The following is a 22,111-nucleotide window of genomic DNA, read 5'->3' on the forward strand; positions in this document are numbered from 1 at the left end:
GCGGTCTCACAGTTCGGCGAAGACCGCGGACGCGTCGTCGTGGAGCTTCCACCGGATCGCCGCCGTACGGGCTCCCGCCTCCGCCTCCAGCTCCCGCACCCGGTCGATCAGTCCCTGAGCGCCCTCCTCGCGCAGCAGCGCCACGCACTTCGCCCAGTCGCCCGCGCCGAACATGTCCACCCAGCGCGAGGCGCCGTCGGTGAGCGCCACGACGGCGCTCACCCGCTCGCGCGGAACGCTGCCCGCCACCGCGCGCAGGGCCACCGCCGGGTCCGCCGCCGCAGTGAAGAACCCGCCCTCCGCGTTCCGCAGCGCGTCCGCCGAGGCGTGGGTCCGCAGCGCCATACGCGGAAGGCGGTCCAGCCGGTCGTCCAGCACCGCGGACACCGTCCCGTCGGGCGACCGGAGCAGCAGCGTCGAGTCGGAGAGCACCAGGTACTCGACCTCCCCCTCCGGCCCGCCCCAACGCACCAGCACCACCGTCGCCTGAGGTGTGCGCACGTGAGAAAGGTCACAGGTGTCGCGATGGGTGTCCGCGGTGCGCCGGATCGCCTCGGCGAGCACCTCCCGAAGTGTCAGGTCACGCCGCGAACCGGACAGTTCGACCAGAGCCCCGCCCAGTCGGGCTGTGAACCACGGCACGCCGTGCACGCAGCCCGCGTCCCCGCTCGGAGGTGTCACCCCGTCGAGCGCGACGACGGTTCCACCCTGGCCCGAGGCGGGCAGGGCGACGGACACCCAGTCCTCGTTGGGGCGCTCGGGAGAGCCGGGGGAGGTAGCCAGATCGATGCGCATGAACCCAGTCTGCATGAGACCTTCACAAGGCCCTCGCAGAGCGGCGCCTGGCCCGTACGAGCAGGTCAGACGGTGTGCTTCGCCCCGAATGGGCGGCTGTGCGAACCTGCGGGCGCACATAGTGCCAAAGGGGCGCCGGAAGGTCCAACCCACGGGCTCCGCGCGGCCTGGCGGGCCGCTCGGGGAAGTTGTTCGCCAACTCACGAGTGTTGTTCACTCGTTCGGGTGGCGGAGCGGCCGATGCGCGCCTCCCTCCCGAAGGCACTGGAATGGTCGGAAGCCGTACCAGGGGTGGGGCTTACGCGCGTGACCGGTCGTCATCTCTGCTTCATGGGTGGACGAGTCAAGCAAGATTGCGAGCACCGGTGCAGAAGAAGCGGCCTCGGGGCAACGGCGGCAGGCCCACTGGAACCCCGTCCACGGGAGCACCGGGCGACCCCCAGGCCCCGGTCCCTCCCCAGCAGATCCCGGCGCCCCGCGCCCGGGACACCGCCGCGCAGGACCCGGCCGAACAGACCTCGACCGGGCAGGCGTCGGCCGGCCGCTCCCGACGGGTACGCAACCGGCTGGTCGCCGGTGTCGCCGTCGCCGGCCTCGTCGTCGTCGCCGCGGGCACTCCCGGCATCCTCGCCGCCTCCGGCGATCTGACCGAGTCCCAGCGGCTGGTCACCCTGGCCGCGCTCGACCGGCAGGCCGTCACCCTCGCACACTCGCTCGCCGACGAACGCGACGAGCTCACCGCGTACATCGCGGCCGGCGGGGAGGAGCAGGAGGGCGGCAAGAAGGACCGCCGCGAGGTCTCCGACAGCCTCGGCAACCGCGTCGACCGGCAGCTCGACGAGATGCGCGACACCCTTGGCACCGACCGTGCGGAGCTGCGGCGCTCGCTCGCGTCCGTACCCTCGGTCCGCCGCACCGCGCTGTCCGGCGAGGGCACCGCGATGGAGACCCACCAGGCCTACACCGCGGTCATCTCAGCGCTCCACGCCCTGGCCGGCGAGCTCGCCGACCGGACGCCGCCCCGCGCCGCCGATGCCACCCGGGCCCCCGCTGAGCTCAGCCTCGCCGTCGAACAGGCGTCCGCCGCCCGGGGGCTCCTGCTTGCCGCGCTCGCCGTGCCGCAGCCCGACCCCGTCCTCTCCTACGACCCCGTCACCGGGCTCCCCGTTGAGAGCGCCGGCGAGGACACCGGCGCCGACGCCCGCACCCGCAACGCCCTCACAGCCGCCGCACAGCAGGCACGCGTACGCGAACTGGCCGCCCTCGCCGACTTCGACCAGGCCGCAGCACCGACCGCCCGGGACAAGTTCGCCGCCACCGTCACCGGGCCCGAGGTCAAGACGGCCGAGACCTACCTGACCCGCCTGACCGACCAGCCCAAGCTCTCCGACGCGGAACGCGGCACCGACCCCACCGAACTTGAGGCCGCGCTCACCGCCCGGATCGAGCAGATGCGCGGCGCCGAATCCTCCCTCGCCACCGAACGGACCGAACGGTTCGAGCAGCTGCGCGACGACGACCTCACCGCGCTCGAGATCCGTATCGCCCTCCTCGGCGGCCTGGTCGTCGTCACCGTCGGCGTGCTCGCCGCGGTGTCCCGCACGCTCACCCGCCCGCTCGCCGTCCTGCGGATCGGCGCCGCCAGGCTCGCCGACGCCCCGGCCCCGCAGAGCGAGGAACCGGTCCGCTTCACCGGCCGCAACGACGAGTTCGCCCAGGTCGTACGGTCCCTCAACAGCCTCCATGGCAAGCTCCGTGACCTCGGGACACGCGCCGCGCGGCTCGACGCCGGCCGGGGCGAACTCCTCGGCTCGCGCGCCGCGCTCGAGGCCGAGCTGACCGAGGCGCGCGCCGAACTGCGCCGGCGCACCGAGGAGACCGCCCGCGAACTGGACCGGCTGCGCCACACCGTCCACCACACGTTCGTGAACCTCTCGCTGCGCACCCTCGGACTCGTGGAGCGCCAGCTCGGCGTCATCGAGAAGCTGGAGGAACGCGAGCAGGACCCGGAGCGCCTCGCCACGCTCTTCAAGCTCGACCACATGGCCACCGTCATGCGCCGGCACAGCGAGAACCTGCTGGTCCTCGCCGGCACCGACCACGGACACGGCCATGTCGGCCCCGTCCCGCTCGTCGACGTGCTGCGCGCCGCGGTCAGCGAGATCGAGCGCTACGAGCGGGTGGTCATCCAGTCCCTCCCGCCGCACGCCCAGGTCGCCGGCTTCGCCGCGGACGACCTCAGCCACCTGGTCGCCGAACTCCTCGAGAACGCCACGTCGTTCTCGCCGCCCGACGCCCAGGTGGAGCTTTCGGGCTGGCTGCTGGAGAGCGGCGAGGTGATGCTCTCCGTCCAGGACGCCGGCATCGGTATGACCGCGGGCCGCATCACCGAGATCAACGCCCGGCTCGAGGACCCGGAGTCGTACGAGACGGAGCCCCCGGCAGGCCGTGAGGGCGAGGGCCTCGGACTGCGCGTGGCCGCGCTGCTGGCCGCACGCCACGGAGTGCGGATCCAGCTCCGTGAGCACAAGCAGGGCGGGATCACCGCCGTGGTCGTGGTGCCGCAGGCGCTGCTGCCGACTGGACCGCCCGCGACGGCGGGGCGCCAGGTACCGGTGCCGGGGGCGGCCCCGGCGCTGAACCTCCCCGGCTCGGTGGCGGAGGCGAACTCGAACGCCCTGCCCAAGAGCCCGCGGCGGCAGGACACGGATCCGGCGGACGCCGACGGCGCCGGCCCGGACGTTTCCGAGAACGTCCCGTCCGGCGGAGCGGAGCCGGTCGAGGACTCCGGCGGGACGGAACACGAGGCGGAAGCGGCCGGTGAGGAACCGGCGGAGCCCTTCGCGTCGCCGGCGGGCGGCGAGCCGGCGCAGCACGAGCCCGGGCACCCCGCTCACGGCAGCGCCCCGGTGGCGGAGCGGGCCGAGCCGGCCCCGCAGGCCGAAGCGACCGATGCGACGGAACCGGCAGGCCGGACCGCACCGGCCGGAGTCACGGCGCCGGACGCCGACCTCCTCACCGGGTTCGACAGCGCCGACGTGCTCGACGACGGCCCGGCCGCCCCCGGCGACGACCTCGCGCAGGACCACGGGGACGGCCATGACGGCGACGACCTTGCGCAGGACCACGGGGACGGCCATGACGGCGACGACCTCGCCCAGGACCACGAGGACGGCCACGGCCCCGGCCCGCAGGCCGAGCAGCGGCTCGAGCCCGACCCGTTCGTCGAGGCCGCGGAGCGGGCGATCCTCGCCGCCGCCGCGGAGCCGGAGAGACACGAGCGGACGGCCGACGGCGACCCGGTGACCACCGGCGTCGACCAGGAGACGTTCACGATGCGGCTGCCGACGCAGCCCGAGGCACCGGGGGAGCCCGAACAGGGGCCGGAACCGGAGCAGGAGCCTGCCGGAAGCGCGCCGGAGGCTCCCGCCGCCTGGGACCGGGTCACGGACAAGGGCCTGCCCAAGCGCACGCCGAAGTCCGTCCAGCCCCCGGCCGCCCCCACCGGGCGCACCGGAAGCGTCGACGCGGAGGCCCTGCGCCGCCGGCTCGGCGGCTTCCACCAGGGCGCCAAGGACGGCCGCCGTGACGCGGAGGCCGAACTCGCGGAGACCACAGCACAGACGGAACCGGCGGACCCGGCACACCGGACGGGCCGGCGGGAGACCGAAGCGGAGACGGGGGACACAGTCGAGGAGGCACGCAGTTGACTGCGACCGGCACGTTCGGCCTGAGCAGGGAGGCCCGCAACCTTCAATGGTTGCTGGGCAATCTGGTGGAGGAGGTGCCAGGTGTGCGCTCCGTCGCCGTCGTCTCGTCGGACGGACTGCTCCTGTTGTCCTCCGACGCGGAGCTCAACGCAGCCCCGGCCGCCGTAGCCCCGCGCGAGGGCCCGAAGGGCTCCAGCGCCGACCTCGCCACGATCGTTTCCGGCATCGGCTCCCTCACCGTCGGGGCCGCCGGCCTGATGGACGGCGGAGGCGTCAAGCAGACGATGGTCGCCATGGAGGAGGGCAGCCTCTTCGTCATGTCGATCAGCGACGGTTCCCTGCTCGGGGTGCACGCGACTCCCGACTGCGACATGAGCGTCGTCGCGTACCACATGGCGCTGTTCGTAGGCCGCGCCGGACACGTACTCACCCCCGAAGTCCGCAGTGAGCTGCGCAAATCGATGGAGAGTGGTCTGTCATGACCGGCCCCCGGCTTCCCGTGCGCGGTGACGGCAAACGCCCGGCCCGGGTCCGCCCGTACTCCCTGACCGGCGGCCGTACCCGCTTCGGACACGTGCTGCTCGTCGAGACGTTCGTCGCCGCGCTCGAGGCGCCGCCCGAGCGCAAGGAACTGCCCGGCGGCACTCTCGCCCGGGTGATGCCCGAGCTGCGGGCGATCGTCGAACTGTGCCGCCGTATGCGTACCGTCGCCGAGATATCGGCGCTGCTCAAGATGCCGCTCGGTGTCGTCCGGGTGCTGCTCAGCGACCTGGCGGACCAGGGAAAGATCCGTGTGTACGGGACCGGTCACGGCACCGGCCAGCCCGACCGCGCACTGCTGGAAAGGGTGCTGAGTGGACTCCGCCGCCTCTGACACGCTCGCACGGCCCGACGCCGCGCCCCTCGACACGTCCCACGGTACGGAGCCCGAGGCCCGTACCGAAGAGGCCGTGCAGGCCTGGCAGCTGGACACCACCCGTGCGCCCACGGCGACGAAGATCGTCGTCGCGGGGGGTTTCGGCGTCGGCAAGACGACGTTCGTCGGCTCCGTCTCGGAGATCACGCCGCTCAAGACCGAGGCGCTGATGACCCGGGCGAGCGAGGAGACCGACGACCTCACCGCCACGCCCGACAAGGTCACCACCACGGTGGCCATGGACTTCGGCCGGATCACGCTCGACGACGACCTCGTGCTGTACGTCTTCGGCACGCCCGGCCAGCAGCGTTTCTGGTTCATGTGGGACGACCTGGTGCGCGGGGCGATCGGCGCGATCGTGCTCGCCGACACCCGCCGGCTGCCCGACTGCTTCCCTGCCCTCGACTACTTCGAGAGCTGCGGGCTGCCGTACATCGTGGCCGTCAACCACTTCGAGGGAACTACCGCGTACGAGGCGGCGGACGTGCGGGAGGCCCTGACGGTGCCGCCGCACGTACCGGTAGTGATCATGGACGCCCGTAACCGGATCACGGTGATCGAGTCGCTGCTGGCGCTGGTCGCCCACGCCCTCGACGCCACCCCCGAATAGCCTCCCGAACCGCGACGCAGAACCACGGAGAACCCGCCATGCGGAAGATACTCATAGTCGGTGCCGGTCAGTCCGGCCTCCAGCTCGCCCTCGGCCTCCAGTCCCAGGGCTACGAGGTCACCCTGATGTCGAACCGCACGGCGGAGGAGATCCGGTCCGGCCGGGTCATGTCCACGCAGTGCATGTTCCACACCGCCCTCGAGCACGAGCGCGACCTCGGCCTCAACTTCTGGGAGTCGCAGGCCCCGAAGATCGAGGGCCTCGGCGTCTCGGTCGCCGCGCCCGACGCCAGCCGCGCGGTCGACTGGGTCGGCAAGCTCGACGGCTACGCGCAGTCGGTGGACCAGCGTGTGAAAATGGCCGGCTGGATGGAGACGTTCGCCCAGCGAGGCGGTCAGCTCGTCATCCACGGCGCCGCCGTCTCCGACCTCGACTACTTCTCCCGCACCTACGACCTGGTGCTGGTGTCGGCCGGCAAGGGCGAACTGGTCTCGATGTTCGGCCGTGACGCCTCCCGCTCCCCGTACGCGGAGCCCCAGCGCGCGCTCGCCGTGGCGTACGTCCACGGTCTCGGACCGCGCCCCGAGCACCCCGACTACGACGCGGTCCGCTGCAACCTGGTCCCCGGTGTCGGCGAACTGTTCGTCATGCCGACGTTCACCACCTCCGGGCGGGCCGACATCCTCTTCTGGGAGGGCGTCCCCGGTGGGCCGCTGGACGTCTTCCAGGGCGTCAAGGACCCCGCGGAGCACCTCGCCCTGACGCTCGAACTCATGGAGAAGTTCACCCCCTGGGAGTACGCGCGGGCCACCAAGGTCGAGCTGACCGACGCGGGCGGCACGCTTGCCGGCCGGTACGCCCCGACCGTTCGCAACCCCATCGGCCGGCTGCCCGGCGGCGGGCTCGTGCTCGGCGTCGCTGACGTCGTCGTGGCGAACGACCCGATCACCGGCCAGGGCTCCAACTCCGCGTCCAAGTGCGCCGCCTCCTACCTCGCGTCGATCACCGAGCACGGCGACCGGCCGTTCGACGAGCAGTGGATGCGGAGCACCTTCGACCGCTACTGGGACACGGCGCAGCACGTCACCAAGTGGACGAACGCGATGCTGGGCGTCCCGCCGGAGCACGTGCTCAACCTGATCGGCGCGGGCGGCGTGCTCCAGCCGGTGGCCGACCGGTTCGCCAACGGCTTCAACGACCCGGCGGACTTCGAGAACTTCTTCTACGAGCCGGAGAAGGCCGAGGCATACCTGGCGTCGGTCTCCGGAGCCTGACCGCTGTCCGCAGCCTCGCTCCCGTCAGGGCCGCCGGCCGATGCCCCGCCCGAACCGTCGTCCTCGCCCGCGCTGCCGGCCGTCGCGCCGGCCGGCGGCCGGGGCGGGCCGACGGCGTGCCGGGCGTGGTGGCGAGGGCCGCGACCTGCTCGGCGGAGAGTGACGCGAGCAGCCGTTCGGCGGGCGCAGCCGGGCCGTGGCCCGATCGCGGTCCTGCTGCTTCCGGGCGGCCGACGCCACTTCCCGCGGACGGGGCCGCTGCCCGGGGCCCCGGCGCGCCCTGGAGCAGAAGCACCTGATCGAACGCGCGGCCGGCTGCCGCCTGGTCGCCATGGCCCGGCTCAAGGCCGGCGAGCAGCGGTCCGAGCGGCCGGCGGCCGCCGCGCTCAAGGCTCGGGAGGAACGAGCGGGTGGTGGGGACGAGCCCGCCGCACGAGATCCGCGCACCGGCGCCCGGCAGGCACCCACCCCGTGCCGCAGACGCCCTACGTGCCCGCCCCCGGCCTGGACCAGGGCCATCTGATCTCGCGCCGCTCGACGCCCCCGGGCGCGTACTCGTATTTCCAGCCACGCTGGAGCCCGAGGCGCTTCGTGTAACCGGAGGGGGCCCGGCGGTACGCGTACACGGTGGGCGGGGAGCCGTCGTCGTTCGGTACGGGCACCTTGTACCACTTCGGGGGATGGCCGGTGGGGCCGACCAGGACGGGGAGCACCCGCCCGTCCAGGGGGCCGCCCTCGAAGGGGGTGTTCTCGCTTCTCACCCCACCAGTCTCACAGCAGGTGGGCGGCGCCGCCCACGACGGGCCCCAGCCTGCGCACCAGCGTGCCGACGGGGCCGGCCGCGGTCTCCTGCGCGAGCAGGTCCGCGACCACGCCGGCCGTCTCATCGTCGGTCGCCGCCGTCACCGCCAGCAGCGCGACCAGATGGTCGACGAGCCATTCGCGCAGCTCGTCGGCCGGCGGCTGCTTGTCCTCGTCCAGCCAGATCAGCGAGGCGGCCTCGACCGCCGCGATCCAGGTCCTGACCATCATGTGGAGCCGCGGCCCCGGGCCGTCCACGCCGAGGTGGACAAGGATCTGCTCGGCGGCGGCCCGCCGCACCTCGTCGACGATCGCCGTCGTACGGGAGGTCTCGGCGACGCTGCCGCCCCGCAGCAGCGCGCTGAACCCCGCGTCGTGCTCGTCCACGAAGGCCAGATAGCGGTCCAGCACCCGGGTCAGGCGCTCGGTCGGCGGACCCGCCTTCGGTTCCGTGAAGCACAGCTCGAGCCGGTCGGCGGCCGAGCGCAGGGCCGCTTCGTAGAGCTGCTGCTTGCCGCCGGGGAAGTACCGGTAGACGAGCGGCCTTGACACCCCGGCCGCCTCCGCCACGTCGTCGAGCGAGATCTCCTCCGGCGGCCGGTGCGCGAAGAGGGTGAGCGCCGCGGCGAGCAGTTGCGCGCGGCGCTCCTCGACGCTGAGCCGTCGGTAGGCGCGGGTCGCGGGAGCGGGACTGGTCATGCCCCGCAGCGTAACCGCAGCCCCCGCGGCGCCCCTCATGCGATCACGCGAGAAGGCCGGAACTCTTCCACAGCCTGCGGCCGGCCCCGCGCAGCACGCCTATGTCGTCCAGGAAGTCGGTCAGCCGGCGCGCGCCGGTCTGCATGACCTCGCGCCGGTGCCCGCTGGCCTTCACCTGGGCGACGGCCTCGCGGCGGTCGAGGCCGACGTTCTCGTACACCTGCGGGTTGATGAAGCAGACGCTGAAGACGCGGGCTGCCTCGCCGCAGCTGAGCCGGGTGAACTCCTGCTCCCAACGGGGCGCGGTCACCATCTGGCGGCGCAGCTCCTCGCGGGCGTAACGCACATGGCGGGCCTCCTCGACGACGTGGATGCGCGTGACGCCGCGCACCAGCGTCTGCACCCGCTCGTCGGGGAAGGTCAGGCGCTGCATCCAGTCGAGGATCTCCTCGCCGAGGAGGGTGGCGGCGAACGAGCCGGGCGTGGTCGAGACGGTCTTCAGCACGCGGGCCAGGTTGTGGTAGACGCGCGGCACCGGGTAAGCGGGCGCCCCGCCCTTCTGGATCATGCGGGCGAACATCATCGAGTGCCGGCACTCGTCCGCGATCTCGGTGAGGGCGTAGCGAACGTGGTTGCTGGTCACCGACTTGTCGTAGATGTGGCGCACCAGCAGCTGCATCAGGATGATCTCGAACCAGATCCCGAGCGAGGCCAGGGAGGCGGCCTCGTGCCTGGCCAGGTCCATCCGCTGCTCCTCGGACATCTTCCGCCACAGCGGGGTGTCGTAGAGGGAGACCAGCTCGGGGGGCCAGAACCACTTGCCCTCCTCGACGGGCGCGTCCCAGTCGAGCTCCTTGTCGGGGTCGAAGGAGTGCTTGGCGGAGGACTCGAGCAGGCGCGCGGCGACCTGTTCGCGGTCCCGGAGCGGGCCGAGTGCGTCGCGGAGCAGCTGCACGTCGCGGTCGGTCACTGTCGTCATGGCTGAGGGCACCTCGCGAGTCGGATTACCGGCGTCGGTGTTATGAGACTCCCCGTCAGCAAGCTCGTCAATCCCCTGTGCACGACTTGTTGACTGAGCGTCTATCACCGTGTGAGCCTGCCAACTGTCCTTGCGTACCCAGGAGTACGAGGCGAAGGAGCCGGAAGTGTCGACCCACGACCGCTACACACACGCACCGGACAACCCGCTCTGGCAGGTCCCCGCCTCGGGAGCCGCCCGCTTCAGCTGGGAGGCCATTTATCCCGGCCAGAAGAACGGGGCCGGCCGCGACCGTCTCCTCGCCCTCTACCAGAAGGGCAAGGACAAGCAGTGGGACGGCGCCAGGCGCATCGACTGGGACCTCGAGGTCGATCCGTACGACCCGCTGGGCACACCCGACGAGGCGCTCACCCTGTACGGCACCCGGCACTGGGCGAAGATGACCGAACGGGACAAGGGCGAGCTGCGCAAGCACTACACGTCCTGGCAGTTCAGCCAGTTCCTCCACGGCGAGCAGGGTGCCATGATCTGCGCGGCCAGGATCGTCGAATCGGTCCCGGACCTCGACGCCAAGTTCTACTCCGCCACCCAGACCATGGACGAGGCCCGGCACGCCGAGATCTACGGCCGCTTCCTCCACGAGAAGATCGGCATGCTCTACCCGATCAACGACAACCTTCAGTCCCTGCTCGGCGACACCCTGCGCGACTCCCGCTGGGACATGCCCTACCTCGGCATGCAGGTCCTCATCGAGGGCCTGGCCCTCGCAGCCTTCGGCATGATCCGCGACACCACGACCAAGCCGCTGCCCAAGCAGATCCTTGCGTACATCATGCAGGACGAGGCACGTCATGTGGCGTTCGGCAGGATGGCACTGCGCGACTACTACAAGCAGCTGAGCGACGCGGAACTGCGCGAACGCGAGGAGTTCGTGATCGAGGGCTGCTACCTGATGCGCGACCGGCTGCGCGGCATCGAGGTCCTGGAGAACCTCGGCGTCTCGAAGAAGGAGGCGGAGGAGTACTCGGAGCAGTCGGAGTTCCTCCACCTGTTCCGCAAGCTGCTCTTCAGCCGGATCGTGCCGTGCGTCAAGGACATCGGGCTGTGGGGCGAGCGGTTGCAGAAGGCGTATCTCGACATGGGCGTCTTCGAGATGGGCGACGCCAGCCTCGACCTGCTGATGTCCGAGGACGAGGACATCGCGGAACAACTCGACCGGGAGCGGTTCGCGGCCGAGGAGCAGGAGCGGGTGGCGGAGGTGGAGGACGCGATCGCCGAAGGCGCGGACGCACCGTAAGGCAGGTGGACGCCGTCCCCGCCGGGCGCGGCAGGGCGGCGTCACGGACGCTCCCGGCCCGCGGACCCGCCCGAAGCTGACCGGAACATGTGCGGCGAGCGCCGGGGCGGGCCGACGCCGCCGTCACACCGTGGGCGCCGGGAAGGACTTGCGAAGGGTGAACGCCTGCTGTGTCGGTCCGTGTTCACGGATGCGCAGCAGACGTTCCTCCGCCTCGCGGACCGTCGGCCGGTGACCGGAGGGGACCCACCACAGCGTCGTCATCACTTCGTGCACCCGCTCGAAGAACTCGTAGCGCCGGGCCAGCAGTTCCCGGTGCGTGCCCTGGTACATGAAGGCCGTCAGAGTGTCGGTGTCACGCCACACCGACATGTTCACCATCAGCCAGTCGTCGCCGAAGACCCGGAGGTCGGTCGCGTCACCGGCCTCGGTCCGGAGCCGCCAGACGAATCCGTCGGCGGCGTCCGCGACCGCGTTCACGGGGACGAGGTTGTCCACGAAGTCCTTCAACTGAGGGGAATCCAGCGGGTGTTTGAGGCGGGCTATGTTCACCTGGGCGAGCTCGAAGGAGGTCATGGCCGCACAGTAATCAGGCCCTTCTCCGCCGCCACCGCCATTTCGACCAGTGAGACGTCCGCCCCCCGCTCGGCCACCAGTTGAAGCCCTACCGGGCAGCCGTCGCTCGTGAAGCCCGCCGGGATGCTGGCCGCCGGATGACCGCTCAGGTTGAACGCCCAGGTCAGCGACGTCGAGTAGACGTCCGCCCCGGGCCCGTCGTGACCGTGCGGCCGATTGGGGGTCGCGGGAGTCAGCAGGACGGCCGCGCCGGCGAACAGGGCGTCCAGGCGACGGTCGTTCTCGGCCCGCACGGCCGCTCCCCGCGCCGGCCGGCCGGCCCGTACAGCCGTCCACGCGTCGCACGGGTCCAGCAGTACCGGGCGGGCGTCCGTGAGCCGTACGACACCGGCGGACTCCAGCCGTTCCACCGCTGCCAGCGCGACTGCCGCCACCTCCGGTTCCGTGTCAGCGAAGCCCAGGCCCGCCGACCAGACCGCCGGCAGCGGAAGGACAGGTGCGGCCGGCTCGTAGGTGTCCAGTACGCAGCGCAGATACGCCCGGGCGTCCGCCGCTGTCGGCGTCAGGACGCCCGCGGAGGCAAGGCCCGTGCGGTCGGGCGAGGGCAGCAGCCCGTTCGTCGTCTTCAGTCCGAAGACCGAGCACCAGGCGGCCGGGATCCGTACGGACCCCGCACCGTCGCTGCCGGTCGCCATGCCCACCATGCCTGCCGCGACCGCCGCGGCGGACCCCGCGGAGGACCCGCCGGGAGTGCGGTCCGGCCGCCAGGGGTTGCGGGTCGGGCCGTGCGCGCCGAGACCCCAGGTCTGCCAGGGGGTGCCGGGGCCGGGCACCGATGTCGAGCCGACGGCCACGCCGCCCGCCGCGGTGAGCCGCCGCGCGGCGTAGGACCGGATGCCCGAGGGGCCCTTCACCGCGAACGGCAGCCCGGCCAGAGGGAGTCCGGTGTCCAGCGAGTCCTCACGGGCGAGCGCCTCCTCGGCCCACACCTCGATGAAGGCGCTCGTTTCCGGGTCAAGTCGCCCGATGGCGTCCAGCGACGCTGCGATGTTCATGGACCCCAGAGTGCCGCCCTCATCACGGCCCGCGCGACGGGGGCGGCACTGCCTCCGCCGCTGATGTCCTCCCGTACCGCGGAGGCGTCCTCGACGACCACGGCCAGCGCGACCTCCGGTCGGGGCGCGTCGTATGCCTGTGCCCATCCGATGAACCAGGCGTACGGGAGTCCCGAGTTGTCGATACCGTGCTGCGCGGTGCCCGTCTTGCCGCCGACGGTGGCGCCCGAGATCGCCGCGTTGCCGCCCGTGCCCTCCTCGACGGCCCGGACCATCAGTTCCCGCAGCCGCTGCGCCGTGAACGGGGTCATCGCCTGCCGGTAGGCGCGGGGGCCGTTCTGGGCGATCAGGTCACCGTTCGCCCTGGTCACCCGCTCCACGAGGTAAGGGCTGCGGATGTCGCCGCCGCTCGCGACGGCCGCCGCGACCATCGCCATCTGAAGCGGTGTGGCCGTCGTGTTGAACTGCCCGATCGAGGACAGCGCCAGCTGGTCGGGCGACATGTCGGTGTCGAAGTTGGAGGCCGTCACGCCCGAAGGAATCCGCAGCCCGGGGTCGTTGAAGCCGAACCCGCGGGCGGTGGCGACCATGTCCCGCAGTCCGACCCGCGCCCCGAGGTTCGCCAACACGGTGTTGCACGACCACTGGATCGCGTAGGCCAGCGAGGCGTCCTCGCATCCCTTCGTCGCGTTCGGCAGCGGGGTGCGGGTGCCGGGCAGCAGGTAGGGATCCGGCGTGCGCGTCGGCGCGTCCACGTCATCGACGACGCCGCTCTCCAGGGCCGCGGCGGCGGTCACGATCTTGAACGCGGAGCCCGGGGGATAGGTCTGGCGGATCGCGCGGTTCAGCATCGGCTGTGCGTCCGCGCCGTTGAGCCGGTCCCAGGCCCGGGAGACCTCGGGCCCGTTGCCGGAGAGCAGCTCCGGATCGTACGACGGGCTGCTGACCAGGGCCAGGATCTTCCCGGTCGAGGGTTCGATCGCCGCGACGGCGCCCCGCCTGCCGCCGAGACCCTGGTACGCGGCCTGCTGCACGGCCGCCCTCACGGTGGTGGCGACGTCCCCGGCGGAGGGTCGGCTGCGGCTCAGGTCGCCCCAGAAGGGGAACGGCGCCAGCAGGGGATCGCTGCCGCTGAGGACCGCGTCCTGCGCGTGCTCGACGAACGAGGTGCCGTAGATCTGTGACGAGTAGCCCGTCACCGGCGCGTACAGCGGCCCTTCGAGGTAAGTGCGCTCGTGGCGGAGCTGTTCACCGGTGTCCTCGGACCCGGTGACCGGCTTCCCGTCGACCAGGATGTCGCCACGCGGCTCCGCGTAACGGGCGATCGTCGCCCGGCGGTTGGCCGGGTTCTTCTCGAGGGCGGATGCCTCCAGCACCTGCACGCGGGCGGCGTTGGCCAGCAGCGCGAGCAGGAGCAGAAGGCTGAACACGGCGGCGTGCCGGATGCATCGGGTCACCGCCGCACCGCCGGTGCCGGGGCGTGGACGCCCACCTCCACGGGCGCGGGCGGCGGCATGCGGGCCGAGTGGCTGAGCCGGATCAGCAGCGCCACGATGACCCAGTTGGTGACCACGGAGGAGCCGCCCTGCGCGAGGAACGGCATCGCCATGCCGGTCAGCGGGATCAGGCCCGTCACACCGCCCGCGATGACGAACACCTGTAGTGCGACGATGGAGGAGAGGCCGACCGCGAGGAGCCGGCCGAACGGGTCGCGCACAGCGAGCCCGGTGCTCAGCCCCCGGGCGACCAGCAGCCCGTACAGCATGAAGATCGCGCTGAGGCCGACCAGCCCCAGTTCCTCGCCCGCCGTGGCGAGGATGAAGTCGGACTTGGTGGCGAAGCCGATCAGCACGGAGTGGCCGAGCCCCAGACCGGTGCCCAGCATCCCGCCGGCCGCGAAGGCGAAGAGGGACTGGGCCAGTTGGCCGGGACCCTGCCCGGACTCGATGCCGGCGTACGGGTCGAGCCAGTCCTCGACCCGGCTGTGGACGTGCGGTTCGAGCGAGCCGACGGCGTACGCGCCCGCCGACGCCAGCAGCACACCCACCGCGATCCAGCCGATCCGGCCGGTCGCCACGTACAGCATGACGACGAAGAGCCCGAAGAAGAGCAGCGAGGTTCCGAGGTCCCGTTCGAGGACGAGGACGCCGACGCTGACCAGCCACACCGCGACGATCGGTCCGAGCACCCGGCCGGTGGGGAGCTGCAACCGGCGGATCAGCCGGCTGGCGTGGGTGAGGGCGCCCCGGTTGGCGGCGAGGTACGCGGCGAAGAAGACGGCGAGCAGCACCTTCGCGAACTCGCCCGGCTGGAAGGACAGCTGCCCCACCCGGATCCAGATCCTGGCCCCGTTGACCGCGGGGAAGAAGATCGGGGCGCAGAGCAACGCGAGCGCGGCCGTGACGCTGATGTACGCGTACCGCTGGAGGATCCGGTGGTCGCGCAGGACGACGACCGCCACGATGAACAGGGCGACCCCGGAGGTGGACCATACGAGCTGGGTGGGGGCTGCCCGGTCGAGCGGGGTCTGAAGGTCCAGCCGGTAGATCAGCACCAGGCCGAGGCCGTTGAGCAGGACGGCGATCGGCAGCAGCAGGGGGTCGGCGTAGGGCGCGCGCAGGCGTACGGCCAGATGTGCGAGGAGTGCCAGGACGCCGAGGCCCGCTCCGTAGCCGGCGGCGTCCGGCGGCACGGCGCCGTTCCTGGCGAGACCGACGGCGACGTAGCCGTGGACGCAGATGACGACGGCGCCGAGGAGGAGCGACAGTTCGACGCCCCGCCGCTTGGGCGGACGGGGCGCGGGACACGGCTCGGGCCCCGAAGTGCCCGCTGTCGTTGCGGTCATGTCACGCAACGTAGCAAGCGGCCAGCCCGTTTGTCCCTTTATGTCAGGGTGCGCCGACGTCGAACAGATGGGCCGTCACACAGCGTCGGCCGGCGGCGGAGACGAGCTCCGCCCGCCGCGCCCGCGCCGCCTACGGTTCAGCGCTGGTAGGGGTTCTGCTGCCCCTGCTGGGCCTGCCCGTACGGCTGACTCCCCTGCACGCCCTGGCCGCCGCCCGCCGACTGCGCCTGGAGCTGCTGCGCCTGCTCGGAGGAGATCTGCTGCTCGGCCCCGCAGAAGGTGCACTGGGTGGCGTACTTCGTGGAGAAGGGGAACAGCGGCACGAAGAACAGCGTGAACTTCGTGACCCGCTTCCTGAGCGTGTGCGCGGAGGGATTGCCGCAGTGGCCGCACACCAGCGTCAGTATCGCCAGCTGGTAGATGTAACCCTTGGTACCGAAGATGATCATGCTGTCGGGTCCTCCCCGTTCATGGTCCGCCGTCACGCTTCGCTCGGCACGCGAAGTCATGGCCTGCGGTGAACCGCCCGCCGGCACAGAGCCAGCAGTCTCTCGTCCTCCACGATGTCATGACTGTCCGCCCCGTTGTCGATCGCGTTATGACGTCTTGCGGACAGCAGCTCACGGTCGAGCAGACCGACTGCTCCCTCGGCGCCCGCCGTGGTCATGTCCGCCAGACACGCCGCGACGGGCACCCGGGTGCGCGGCATCGTCTCCCAGGCCGCGCGCAGCACCGGCCATGCGGCCTCAGGGTCCCCCGTCACCCGCCACAGAGCCTCCGCCGCCCGCACCCGCGTCCACGGTTCCATCGACCGCAGCAGCCTCGCGAGCTGCGGCGCGGCCGGCGCGCCGGCCGTCCCCGTGGAGGCGAGCACGCAGGCCGCGGACCGGCGTGCCGCCTGCTCGGGCGCGTTCAGGACCGCGCACAGCACCGGCACCACCGCGGCGGCGTCACCCTCGATCGCCCACAGGGCGCCCGCGGCCCGTGCGGCCGCCGCCGGCGGTAAGCAGGCCACGGCACCGCACGCCGACCGCCGGTCCGCCCCCCGCTCGTACCCCGCCTCGCGCAGCAGCCCCCACAGATACGGCACCGCCTCGCGCGCGGCGGGCCCGAGAGCGGTGAGCGTCCGCACCGCGGCGTCGGTCAGGCAGCCGCGCCCCTCGCCGGGCGCGTCCCGCAGTACGCGCAGCACGGCGGGCATCGAGCCCGCCGCCGTGCCCGCCCCCAGCACGGACAGGCCGTGCAGCAGCGCCACGGCGCCGTCGGAGGACCGGTCGTCCAGTTCCAGCGCGTCCAGCCGCTCCCGCAGCGCCGGCGCGAGGGCGGCGGCGGCCCCGCCCAGCCGGTCCAGCGCGTACGCGAGGTCCCGTGGCGCGTCCGGCCGCTCCAGGAGACGCGCCAGCACGGGCACCACCCGCGCGTCGCCGGCCCGCGCGAGCGCGAGGACGGCCGGGCCCAGCGTCGGCGGCCCGCTCTCCCACTCGCGCACCCAGCTGCCCGGCTCGGCGGCCAGCCGCCGCGCCAGCGCGTCCGCCGCCGGCTCAGCCAGGCCGAACAGGTCCCCCAGTGCGTACGCCGCCGCCGCGGCGAGGCGCGGTTCCGGGTCCGCGAGCTGGTCGCCGATCAGGCCGACCAGCTCCCCGTACGCGCCCCGCCATGTCCGCAGCAGCGCGCTGCTCATCCGTACGGCGTCGATCCGCTGCGCCCGATCCGGACTGCACAGCTGGTCCGCCAGCAGCGCTATCCGGTCCTCGACCCGGTCGCCGAGGCCCGAGTGCAGGGTGCGCAGCAGGTCGGCCGTCCAGGGCGCGGGACGGCCGACGGTGTCGGCGGCTCGCACCTGGCGCAGCTGGCCGAGCAGCGTCGGCGACGGCAGCCGTTCGGCCGCCGGGACCGCCGCCACCGGCTCCGTGCGCAGCTCACGCAGTAGCCCCGTCACCCCGGGCACCACGTCCAAGGGCAGCGCCCCGGGGGCGCAGCGCGCCAGTTGCGCGATCGCGGCCAGCCGGAGACCCGCTCCGTACGCCATCCCGGACAGCCCGGTGAGCCACTCCACCACCTCGGGCAGCAGCCCCTGGTGCCGCAGCGCTATCCGCCCGGTGGCCTCCACGCACGCGAGCCGCACCTCAGGGTCCTGCTCGGCGTCCAGCCGGGACCGCAGCAGACGCAGGACGCGCACCGGCTCGGTGTGCAGGGTGGCCAGCGCGAGCGGCGCGGCGAGCCGCACACCGCGGTCCGGGTCGTCCACCAGGCCGAGGAACACATCGGCCCCCGCGGTCACCGCGGAGGCTGCCATGGCGTAGTTCGCGGCGTCCTCGAACTCCTCGTCCTCCGGGTCGAGTTCGTCGTCGCCGTCCAGGTCGATGCTGCCGATGCTGGTGAGCAGTTCGACGATGCCTCCCCGGTCCTCGACCGCGGGATCGGCGACCAGCTCCATCAGGAACGGGATGCAGGCCAGCGTCGAGTCGTACACGTCGCCCTGGTGGTGCACGGCCCCGTACATGGCGTCGAGTGCGCTCTCGCGCTCGGCGGGATCCACGGAGGCCAGTTGGCGCAGCAGCTCCGGCACATCGTCGGCCGGGCCGTAGGCGTGTTGCAGAGAGGCCCACTCGACCTCGTCGATTCCCGCGAACACGATTGTCCCCCTCCCAAGAAAACCTTGGGTCTCAACCCTGTGTCTGGGGGAAGTGTGCCCCAAGGATCCGACATCCTGACCGGTATCCGACGGGGTTGTCTCGGGGTTGTTGAATCCAGGCCTGTTGCCGCCGTCGCGGGCCGGTCCGCGACGCCTGCGGACCGGCGCCGCGAGGCGGTGCCCGTGGTGCTCACGCCCTGCCGGCCGGGGAGATGCCGGGGGGTGACGCCCCTCGGCCGGCAGGGCCGTCTCTAGCGGAGGTTGTCCCCCCAGCCGCCCTGCATCATCGTCTGGAACGCCCACTTGCCGTCCTGCTTGATCAGGATGTCGGCGTACCGCAACTGCTGGGTCCGGCCGTCCATGGTCATGGTCGAGTCCGTGAAGACGACGGCCATCGCGGGGGAGAGGAACACAGGGGTCCGTACCGACTCGAAGGAGATGTCGTCGCTCCCTTCGCCCATCACATGGCTCATGGTCTCGACGAACTGCCGGCGGTCCCACTGGGCGGAGGCGCCGTTGCCGGAGGAGTCGTCGCTGATCAGGTTGAGCGGGAACACTGCCATGTCCGCCATACGCCCGACTTCGCGCTTGCTGCTGTGTGCGTCGTAGGCGGCGAACCACTCCTGGATGCCGGCCAGTTCCTCCGCGCTCGGGGTGTATCCGGTGTCGGGCAGAAAGGTCACACTTTCTCCTTGCCGTTCATCAACTCGGGCCACGCGTGTGCGTCGCAGAAGGTACTGCCCCCAGTGGCGATTAGTCAAACTTGATTAATCCAGTTCTTCGGGCGACCGCAGCCTCATCACCGTCGTCACGGTGTGCCGCGTCGTGCCCAGCTCGACCTCCGCCGTCACCCCCGGCTCCACCGCCCGATAGGTGACCTCGCCGATCCCGGTCGCGACCGCCGTGCCGATCCCGCCGCCCGCCCGCCAGGCGAGCAGTGCCCCCGCCTGCGTCCGCAGCGCCGGCGCCATCGGGCCGGACACCACCGGTGTGTCGTCGTCGGGCAGCACCACGACGAGGGCGGCCGGACGCTCCTTGCCGCCGGTGAAGCCGACGACGGCCGCGTCGTGGGTGCGGGTGTGCCGCAGCTTGCGCCACAGCCGCACACCGCCCCGGTACGACTGGTCCAGCCGCTTGACCACCAGTCCTTCGACACCGATCCCGGGCAGGGTCTGGTACCAGCCCTCCGCCTCCGCCCGGTTGCGCGTCATCGGCACGGGCTGGAGCGGCGGCCCCAGCGGCCCGGCCACCGCCACCAGTCGCGCCCGCCGCTTCTCGTACGCCAGCGGGCGCAGGTCCACCCCGCCCTCCGCGAGCAGGTCGAAGGCGGCGTAGGAGGCGGGCAGGGCGCGTGCCAGCGCGGGGGCCCTGCCCGGTGTGGCGGCCGCTCGTCTTTGCACGGCGGCGAAGTCGGTGCGCCCGTTCCGCCACACCACGACCTCGCCGTCGAGCACCGTGTCCTCGGGCAGCTCCCGCGCCGCGGCGGCAAGGTCGGGGAAGGCGGCCGTGACGATCCTCCCGGAACGCGCCTGGAGCAGCACCTCGCCGCCGATGTGGAAGATCACCATGCGGTGCCCGTCGAATTTCGGCTCGTACGCCAGCCCGGCGCCCCGCGGCAGCGCGTTCACCGGCTCGGCGAGCGCGACCTTCAGGGGCGGCCGGGGCAGTGTCACGGCAGGCTTCCGGCGCCGGCGGGGTCGTCCACGGAGGCGAAGAGGTCCCCGTACCGCTCCAGCCGGGGCGCGATGTCGTGGAGGCGGAAGACGAGGCCGGCCCCGTCCGCGCGGCCCTCCTCGACCTCCTCCCAGGTGACCGGTGCGGAGACGGCGGGCTCCGTGCGGGCCCGCAGGGTGTACGGGGTGGCGGTCGTCTTCGCGGCGGCGTTCTGGCTGTGGTCGACGAAGACCTTGCCCCGGCGCAGCGAGCGTGCCATCCGGTGCAGCACCAGCTTCGGCAACGCGGCTTCGCCCTCCACGGCCAGCGACTTCGCGTAGGCGGAGACCTGCTCGGAGGGGGTGGGGGTCACCGGTACGACCAGATGCAGGCCCTTGGAGCCGGATGTCTTGGCGTACGCCTCCAGCCCGTCCCGCGCGAGCCGCTCGCGCAGCCACAGAGCCACCTCGCAGCACTCGGCGATGGTCGCGGGCGCGCCGGGATCGAGGTCGAACACCAGGCGGTCGGCGACGGCCGGCTCGTCGGCGCGCCACTGCGGGGTGTGGAACTCGACCACCAGGTTGGCCGCCCATACGAGCGACGGCAGGTCGTCGATCACGACCTGGCGGGCCTTGGGGTCCTCCGAGCGGGGGACCGGCGCCGTGCGCACCCAGTCCGGGGTGCCCGGTGGCGGGTTCTTGGTGAAGAACAGCTGCCCGTCCGGCCCGTCCGGATATCTCAGGAAGGACACCGGGCGGCCCACGAGATGGGGGAGGATCGCCTCCGCCGTGACGGCGTAGTAGTGCACGATCTCGCCCTTGGTGGTCCCGGTGGCGGGATGGATGACCTTCTCCAGGTTGGTGAGCGCCAGGCGCCGCCCCTCCACCTCTGTGATCGGCGTCATACGATGAGAATCCCACGAAACCCGGATTTTTTCGGATGAAAGGGATGAAACGTGCGATCCATCTGGAACGGCGCGATCTCCTTCGGGCTGGTCAGCATCCCGGTCAAGCTGGTCAACGCCACCGAGAACCACTCCGTCTCCTTCCGCCAGGTCCACGCCGCCGACGGCGGCCGGATCCGCTACCGCAAGGTCTGCGAACTGGAGGAGAAGGAGGTCACGCAGGCCGAGATCGGAAAGGCGTACGAGGATGCCGACGGATCGATGATCCCGATCACGGACGACGATCTCGCGGCCCTCCCGCTGCCGACCGCGAAGAAGATCGAGATCGTCGCCTTCGTGCCCGCCTCCGCGATCGACCCGCTTCAGATGGACACGGCGTACTACCTCTCCGCCGACGGCGCGTCGGCCGCCAAGCCCTACACCCTGCTGCGCGAGGCCCTCAAACGCTCAGAACGGGTGGCGATCGCCAAGTTCGCGCTCCGCGGCCGGGAGCGGCTCGGCATGCTCCGCGTCGTGGACGACGTGATCACCATGCACGGGCTGCTGTGGCCGGACGAGATCCGAGAGCCGGAGGGTGTGGCGCCGCAGACCGACGTGGCTGTACGGGAAGCCGAACTCGACCTGGCCGACGCGCTGATGAACACCCTCGGCGAGGTCGATCTCGACTCGCTGCACGACGACTACCGGGAGGCGGTCGAGTCGATGGTCGCCGCGAAGGTGGAGGGGGGCGGTGAGCTCCCCGAGCACGCTCCTGCGCAAGGCGAGGGCGGCAAGGTCATCGACCTCATGGCGGCGCTGGAAGGCAGTGTGCGGGCGGCGCGGGAGGCGCGGGGCGAGGGGGCCGAGGAGCCCTCCGGCGAGGAGGCGCGGGTGACGCCGATCAAGGGACGGCGCGCGGCGGCGTCGCCGAAGTCGTCCGGCGGTACGAAGAAGTCGACCTCGACGGCGGCGAAGAAGACGGCCGCCAAGAAGACGGCCGCGAAGTCGACGTCGACCGCGGCGAAGAAGTCTGCGTCCAGGTCCACGGCGAAGTCGACGTCCTCCGCGGAGAAGAAGCCGGCGGCGAAGAAGTCCACGCAGCGGAAGCGTTCCTCGGCCTAGCCTTCTTCGGCCCGGGTGTCGCGTGGTCCGTCCGGACAGCGTGGACAGCGTTCGGGGGTGGTGGCCGGGCGTCGGCGGTGGCGGGGTGTGGCCGGGACGGGGTACGGGCCGTCGGTGCGGTGCGGTGCGGTGCGGTGCGGTGCGGTGCGGTGCGGTGCGGTGCGGTGCGGTGCGGTGTCGGAAGGAGGCGGAGTGGCCGGCTGCCAGGGTCCGGCAGGGTCGGGGTGCGGGGGCTCCGGCGGGACGGGCGGTGCCCGTCGG

20 protein-coding genes are annotated in these 22,111 nt (G+C 72.2%); 7 read left to right on the forward strand and 13 right to left on the reverse strand.

The window, feature by feature from the left end; all coding sequences use genetic code 11:
• Window positions 1-6: 6 nt before the first annotated feature.
• On the reverse strand, window positions 7-795 hold the full coding sequence (locus MDN94_RS14515; RefSeq protein WP_482726225.1) for a hypothetical protein: 789 nt from the start codon (window positions 793-795) through the stop codon (window positions 7-9).
• Between the two features lie 365 nt (window positions 796-1,160).
• Here MDN94_RS14515 and MDN94_RS14520 point away from each other — a divergent pair, with 365 nt between their 5' ends.
• From MDN94_RS14520 to MDN94_RS14540, 5 genes are read left to right on the forward strand one after another with little or no spacing between them, the layout of a single operon-like run.
• Window positions 1,161-4,505 (forward strand): sensor histidine kinase, encoded by a 3,345-nt coding sequence (locus tag MDN94_RS14520; protein WP_482726226.1) that lies wholly within the window; start codon window positions 1,161-1,163, stop codon window positions 4,503-4,505.
• Window positions 4,502-4,987 (forward strand): roadblock/LC7 domain-containing protein, encoded by a 486-nt coding sequence (locus MDN94_RS14525; protein WP_482726227.1) that lies wholly within the window; start codon window positions 4,502-4,504, stop codon window positions 4,985-4,987. The genes MDN94_RS14520 and MDN94_RS14525 overlap by 4 nt, the downstream gene beginning before the upstream one ends.
• Window positions 4,984-5,379, forward strand: coding sequence for a DUF742 domain-containing protein (locus MDN94_RS14530; RefSeq protein ID WP_441264157.1), 396 nt, complete (start codon window positions 4,984-4,986; stop codon window positions 5,377-5,379). Before MDN94_RS14525 ends, MDN94_RS14530 begins: the two co-directional genes overlap by 4 nt.
• A complete protein-coding gene (locus tag MDN94_RS14535; RefSeq protein WP_482726228.1) occupies window positions 5,360-6,031 on the forward strand; it encodes a GTP-binding protein in 672 nt (223 codons plus the stop codon). Before MDN94_RS14530 ends, MDN94_RS14535 begins: the two co-directional genes overlap by 20 nt.
• A 38-nt stretch (window positions 6,032-6,069) precedes the next feature.
• Entirely contained in the window at window positions 6,070-7,305 is a 1,236-nt protein-coding gene (locus tag MDN94_RS14540; protein WP_482726229.1) for a styrene monooxygenase/indole monooxygenase family protein, read from the forward strand.
• Between the two features lie 485 nt (window positions 7,306-7,790).
• Here the strand turns inward: MDN94_RS14540 and MDN94_RS14545 are convergent, their stop codons facing one another.
• The 3 genes from MDN94_RS14545 to MDN94_RS14555 are packed head-to-tail and all read right to left on the reverse strand — an operon-like array spanning window position 7,791 to window position 9,784.
• Window positions 7,791-8,066, reverse strand: coding sequence for a hypothetical protein (locus MDN94_RS14545; protein WP_482726230.1), 276 nt, complete (start codon window positions 8,064-8,066; stop codon window positions 7,791-7,793).
• Window positions 8,067-8,076: 10 nt separating this feature from the next.
• On the reverse strand, window positions 8,077-8,805 hold the full coding sequence (locus MDN94_RS14550) for a TetR/AcrR family transcriptional regulator (protein ID WP_482726231.1): 729 nt from the start codon (window positions 8,803-8,805) through the stop codon (window positions 8,077-8,079).
• Window positions 8,806-8,848: 43 nt separating this feature from the next.
• Complete coding sequence (locus MDN94_RS14555) at window positions 8,849-9,784, reverse strand: AurF N-oxygenase family protein (protein ID WP_482726232.1); 936 nt, start codon at window positions 9,782-9,784, stop codon at window positions 8,849-8,851.
• A 166-nt stretch (window positions 9,785-9,950) separates the two neighbouring features.
• On the opposite strand from MDN94_RS14555, the gene MDN94_RS14560 reads away from it, so the two are divergent.
• Entirely contained in the window at window positions 9,951-11,081 is a 1,131-nt protein-coding gene (locus MDN94_RS14560; protein WP_482726233.1) for a ferritin-like domain-containing protein, read from the forward strand.
• A 123-nt stretch (window positions 11,082-11,204) separates the two neighbouring features.
• Here MDN94_RS14560 and MDN94_RS14565 read toward each other — a convergent pair whose 3' ends face one another.
• From MDN94_RS14565 to ligD, 9 genes are all read right to left on the reverse strand, one after another.
• Window positions 11,205-11,657, reverse strand: a complete 453-nt coding sequence (locus MDN94_RS14565; protein ID WP_482726234.1) for a DUF3291 domain-containing protein — start codon at window positions 11,655-11,657, stop codon at window positions 11,205-11,207.
• Window positions 11,654-12,712, reverse strand: a complete 1,059-nt coding sequence (locus tag MDN94_RS14570; protein ID WP_482726235.1) for an amidase family protein — start codon at window positions 12,710-12,712, stop codon at window positions 11,654-11,656. The genes MDN94_RS14565 and MDN94_RS14570 overlap by 4 nt, the downstream gene beginning before the upstream one ends.
• Window positions 12,709-14,169 (reverse strand): penicillin-binding transpeptidase domain-containing protein, encoded by a 1,461-nt coding sequence (locus MDN94_RS14575; RefSeq protein WP_482726236.1) that lies wholly within the window; start codon window positions 14,167-14,169, stop codon window positions 12,709-12,711. Before MDN94_RS14575 ends, MDN94_RS14570 begins: the two co-directional genes overlap by 4 nt.
• Complete coding sequence (locus MDN94_RS14580) at window positions 14,166-15,557, reverse strand: FtsW/RodA/SpoVE family cell cycle protein (protein ID WP_482726237.1); 1,392 nt, start codon at window positions 15,555-15,557, stop codon at window positions 14,166-14,168. Before MDN94_RS14580 ends, MDN94_RS14575 begins: the two co-directional genes overlap by 4 nt.
• Window positions 15,558-15,694: 137 nt before the next feature.
• Window positions 15,695-16,006, reverse strand: a complete 312-nt coding sequence (locus MDN94_RS14585; RefSeq protein ID WP_482726238.1) for a zinc-ribbon domain-containing protein — start codon at window positions 16,004-16,006, stop codon at window positions 15,695-15,697.
• Between the two features lie 56 nt (window positions 16,007-16,062).
• Window positions 16,063-18,192, reverse strand: a complete 2,130-nt coding sequence (locus MDN94_RS14590; protein ID WP_482726239.1) for a PBS lyase — start codon at window positions 18,190-18,192, stop codon at window positions 16,063-16,065.
• A gap of 251 nt (window positions 18,193-18,443) precedes the next feature.
• A complete protein-coding gene (locus MDN94_RS14595) occupies window positions 18,444-18,875 on the reverse strand; it encodes a DUF4440 domain-containing protein (RefSeq protein ID WP_482726240.1) in 432 nt (143 codons plus the stop codon).
• A gap of 84 nt (window positions 18,876-18,959) precedes the next feature.
• Entirely contained in the window at window positions 18,960-19,865 is a 906-nt protein-coding gene (locus MDN94_RS14600) for an ATP-dependent DNA ligase (protein WP_482726241.1), read from the reverse strand.
• Window positions 19,862-20,749, reverse strand: a complete 888-nt coding sequence (gene ligD / locus MDN94_RS14605; protein ID WP_482726242.1) for a non-homologous end-joining DNA ligase — start codon at window positions 20,747-20,749, stop codon at window positions 19,862-19,864. The genes MDN94_RS14600 and ligD overlap by 4 nt, the downstream gene beginning before the upstream one ends.
• A 51-nt stretch (window positions 20,750-20,800) precedes the next feature.
• Here ligD and ku point away from each other — a divergent pair, with 51 nt between their 5' ends.
• A complete protein-coding gene (gene ku / locus MDN94_RS14610; protein WP_482726243.1) occupies window positions 20,801-21,850 on the forward strand; it encodes a non-homologous end joining protein Ku in 1,050 nt (349 codons plus the stop codon).
• Window positions 21,851-22,111: the final 261 nt, after the last annotated feature.

Source organism: Streptomyces sp. WAC00040, from assembly GCF_056835925.1.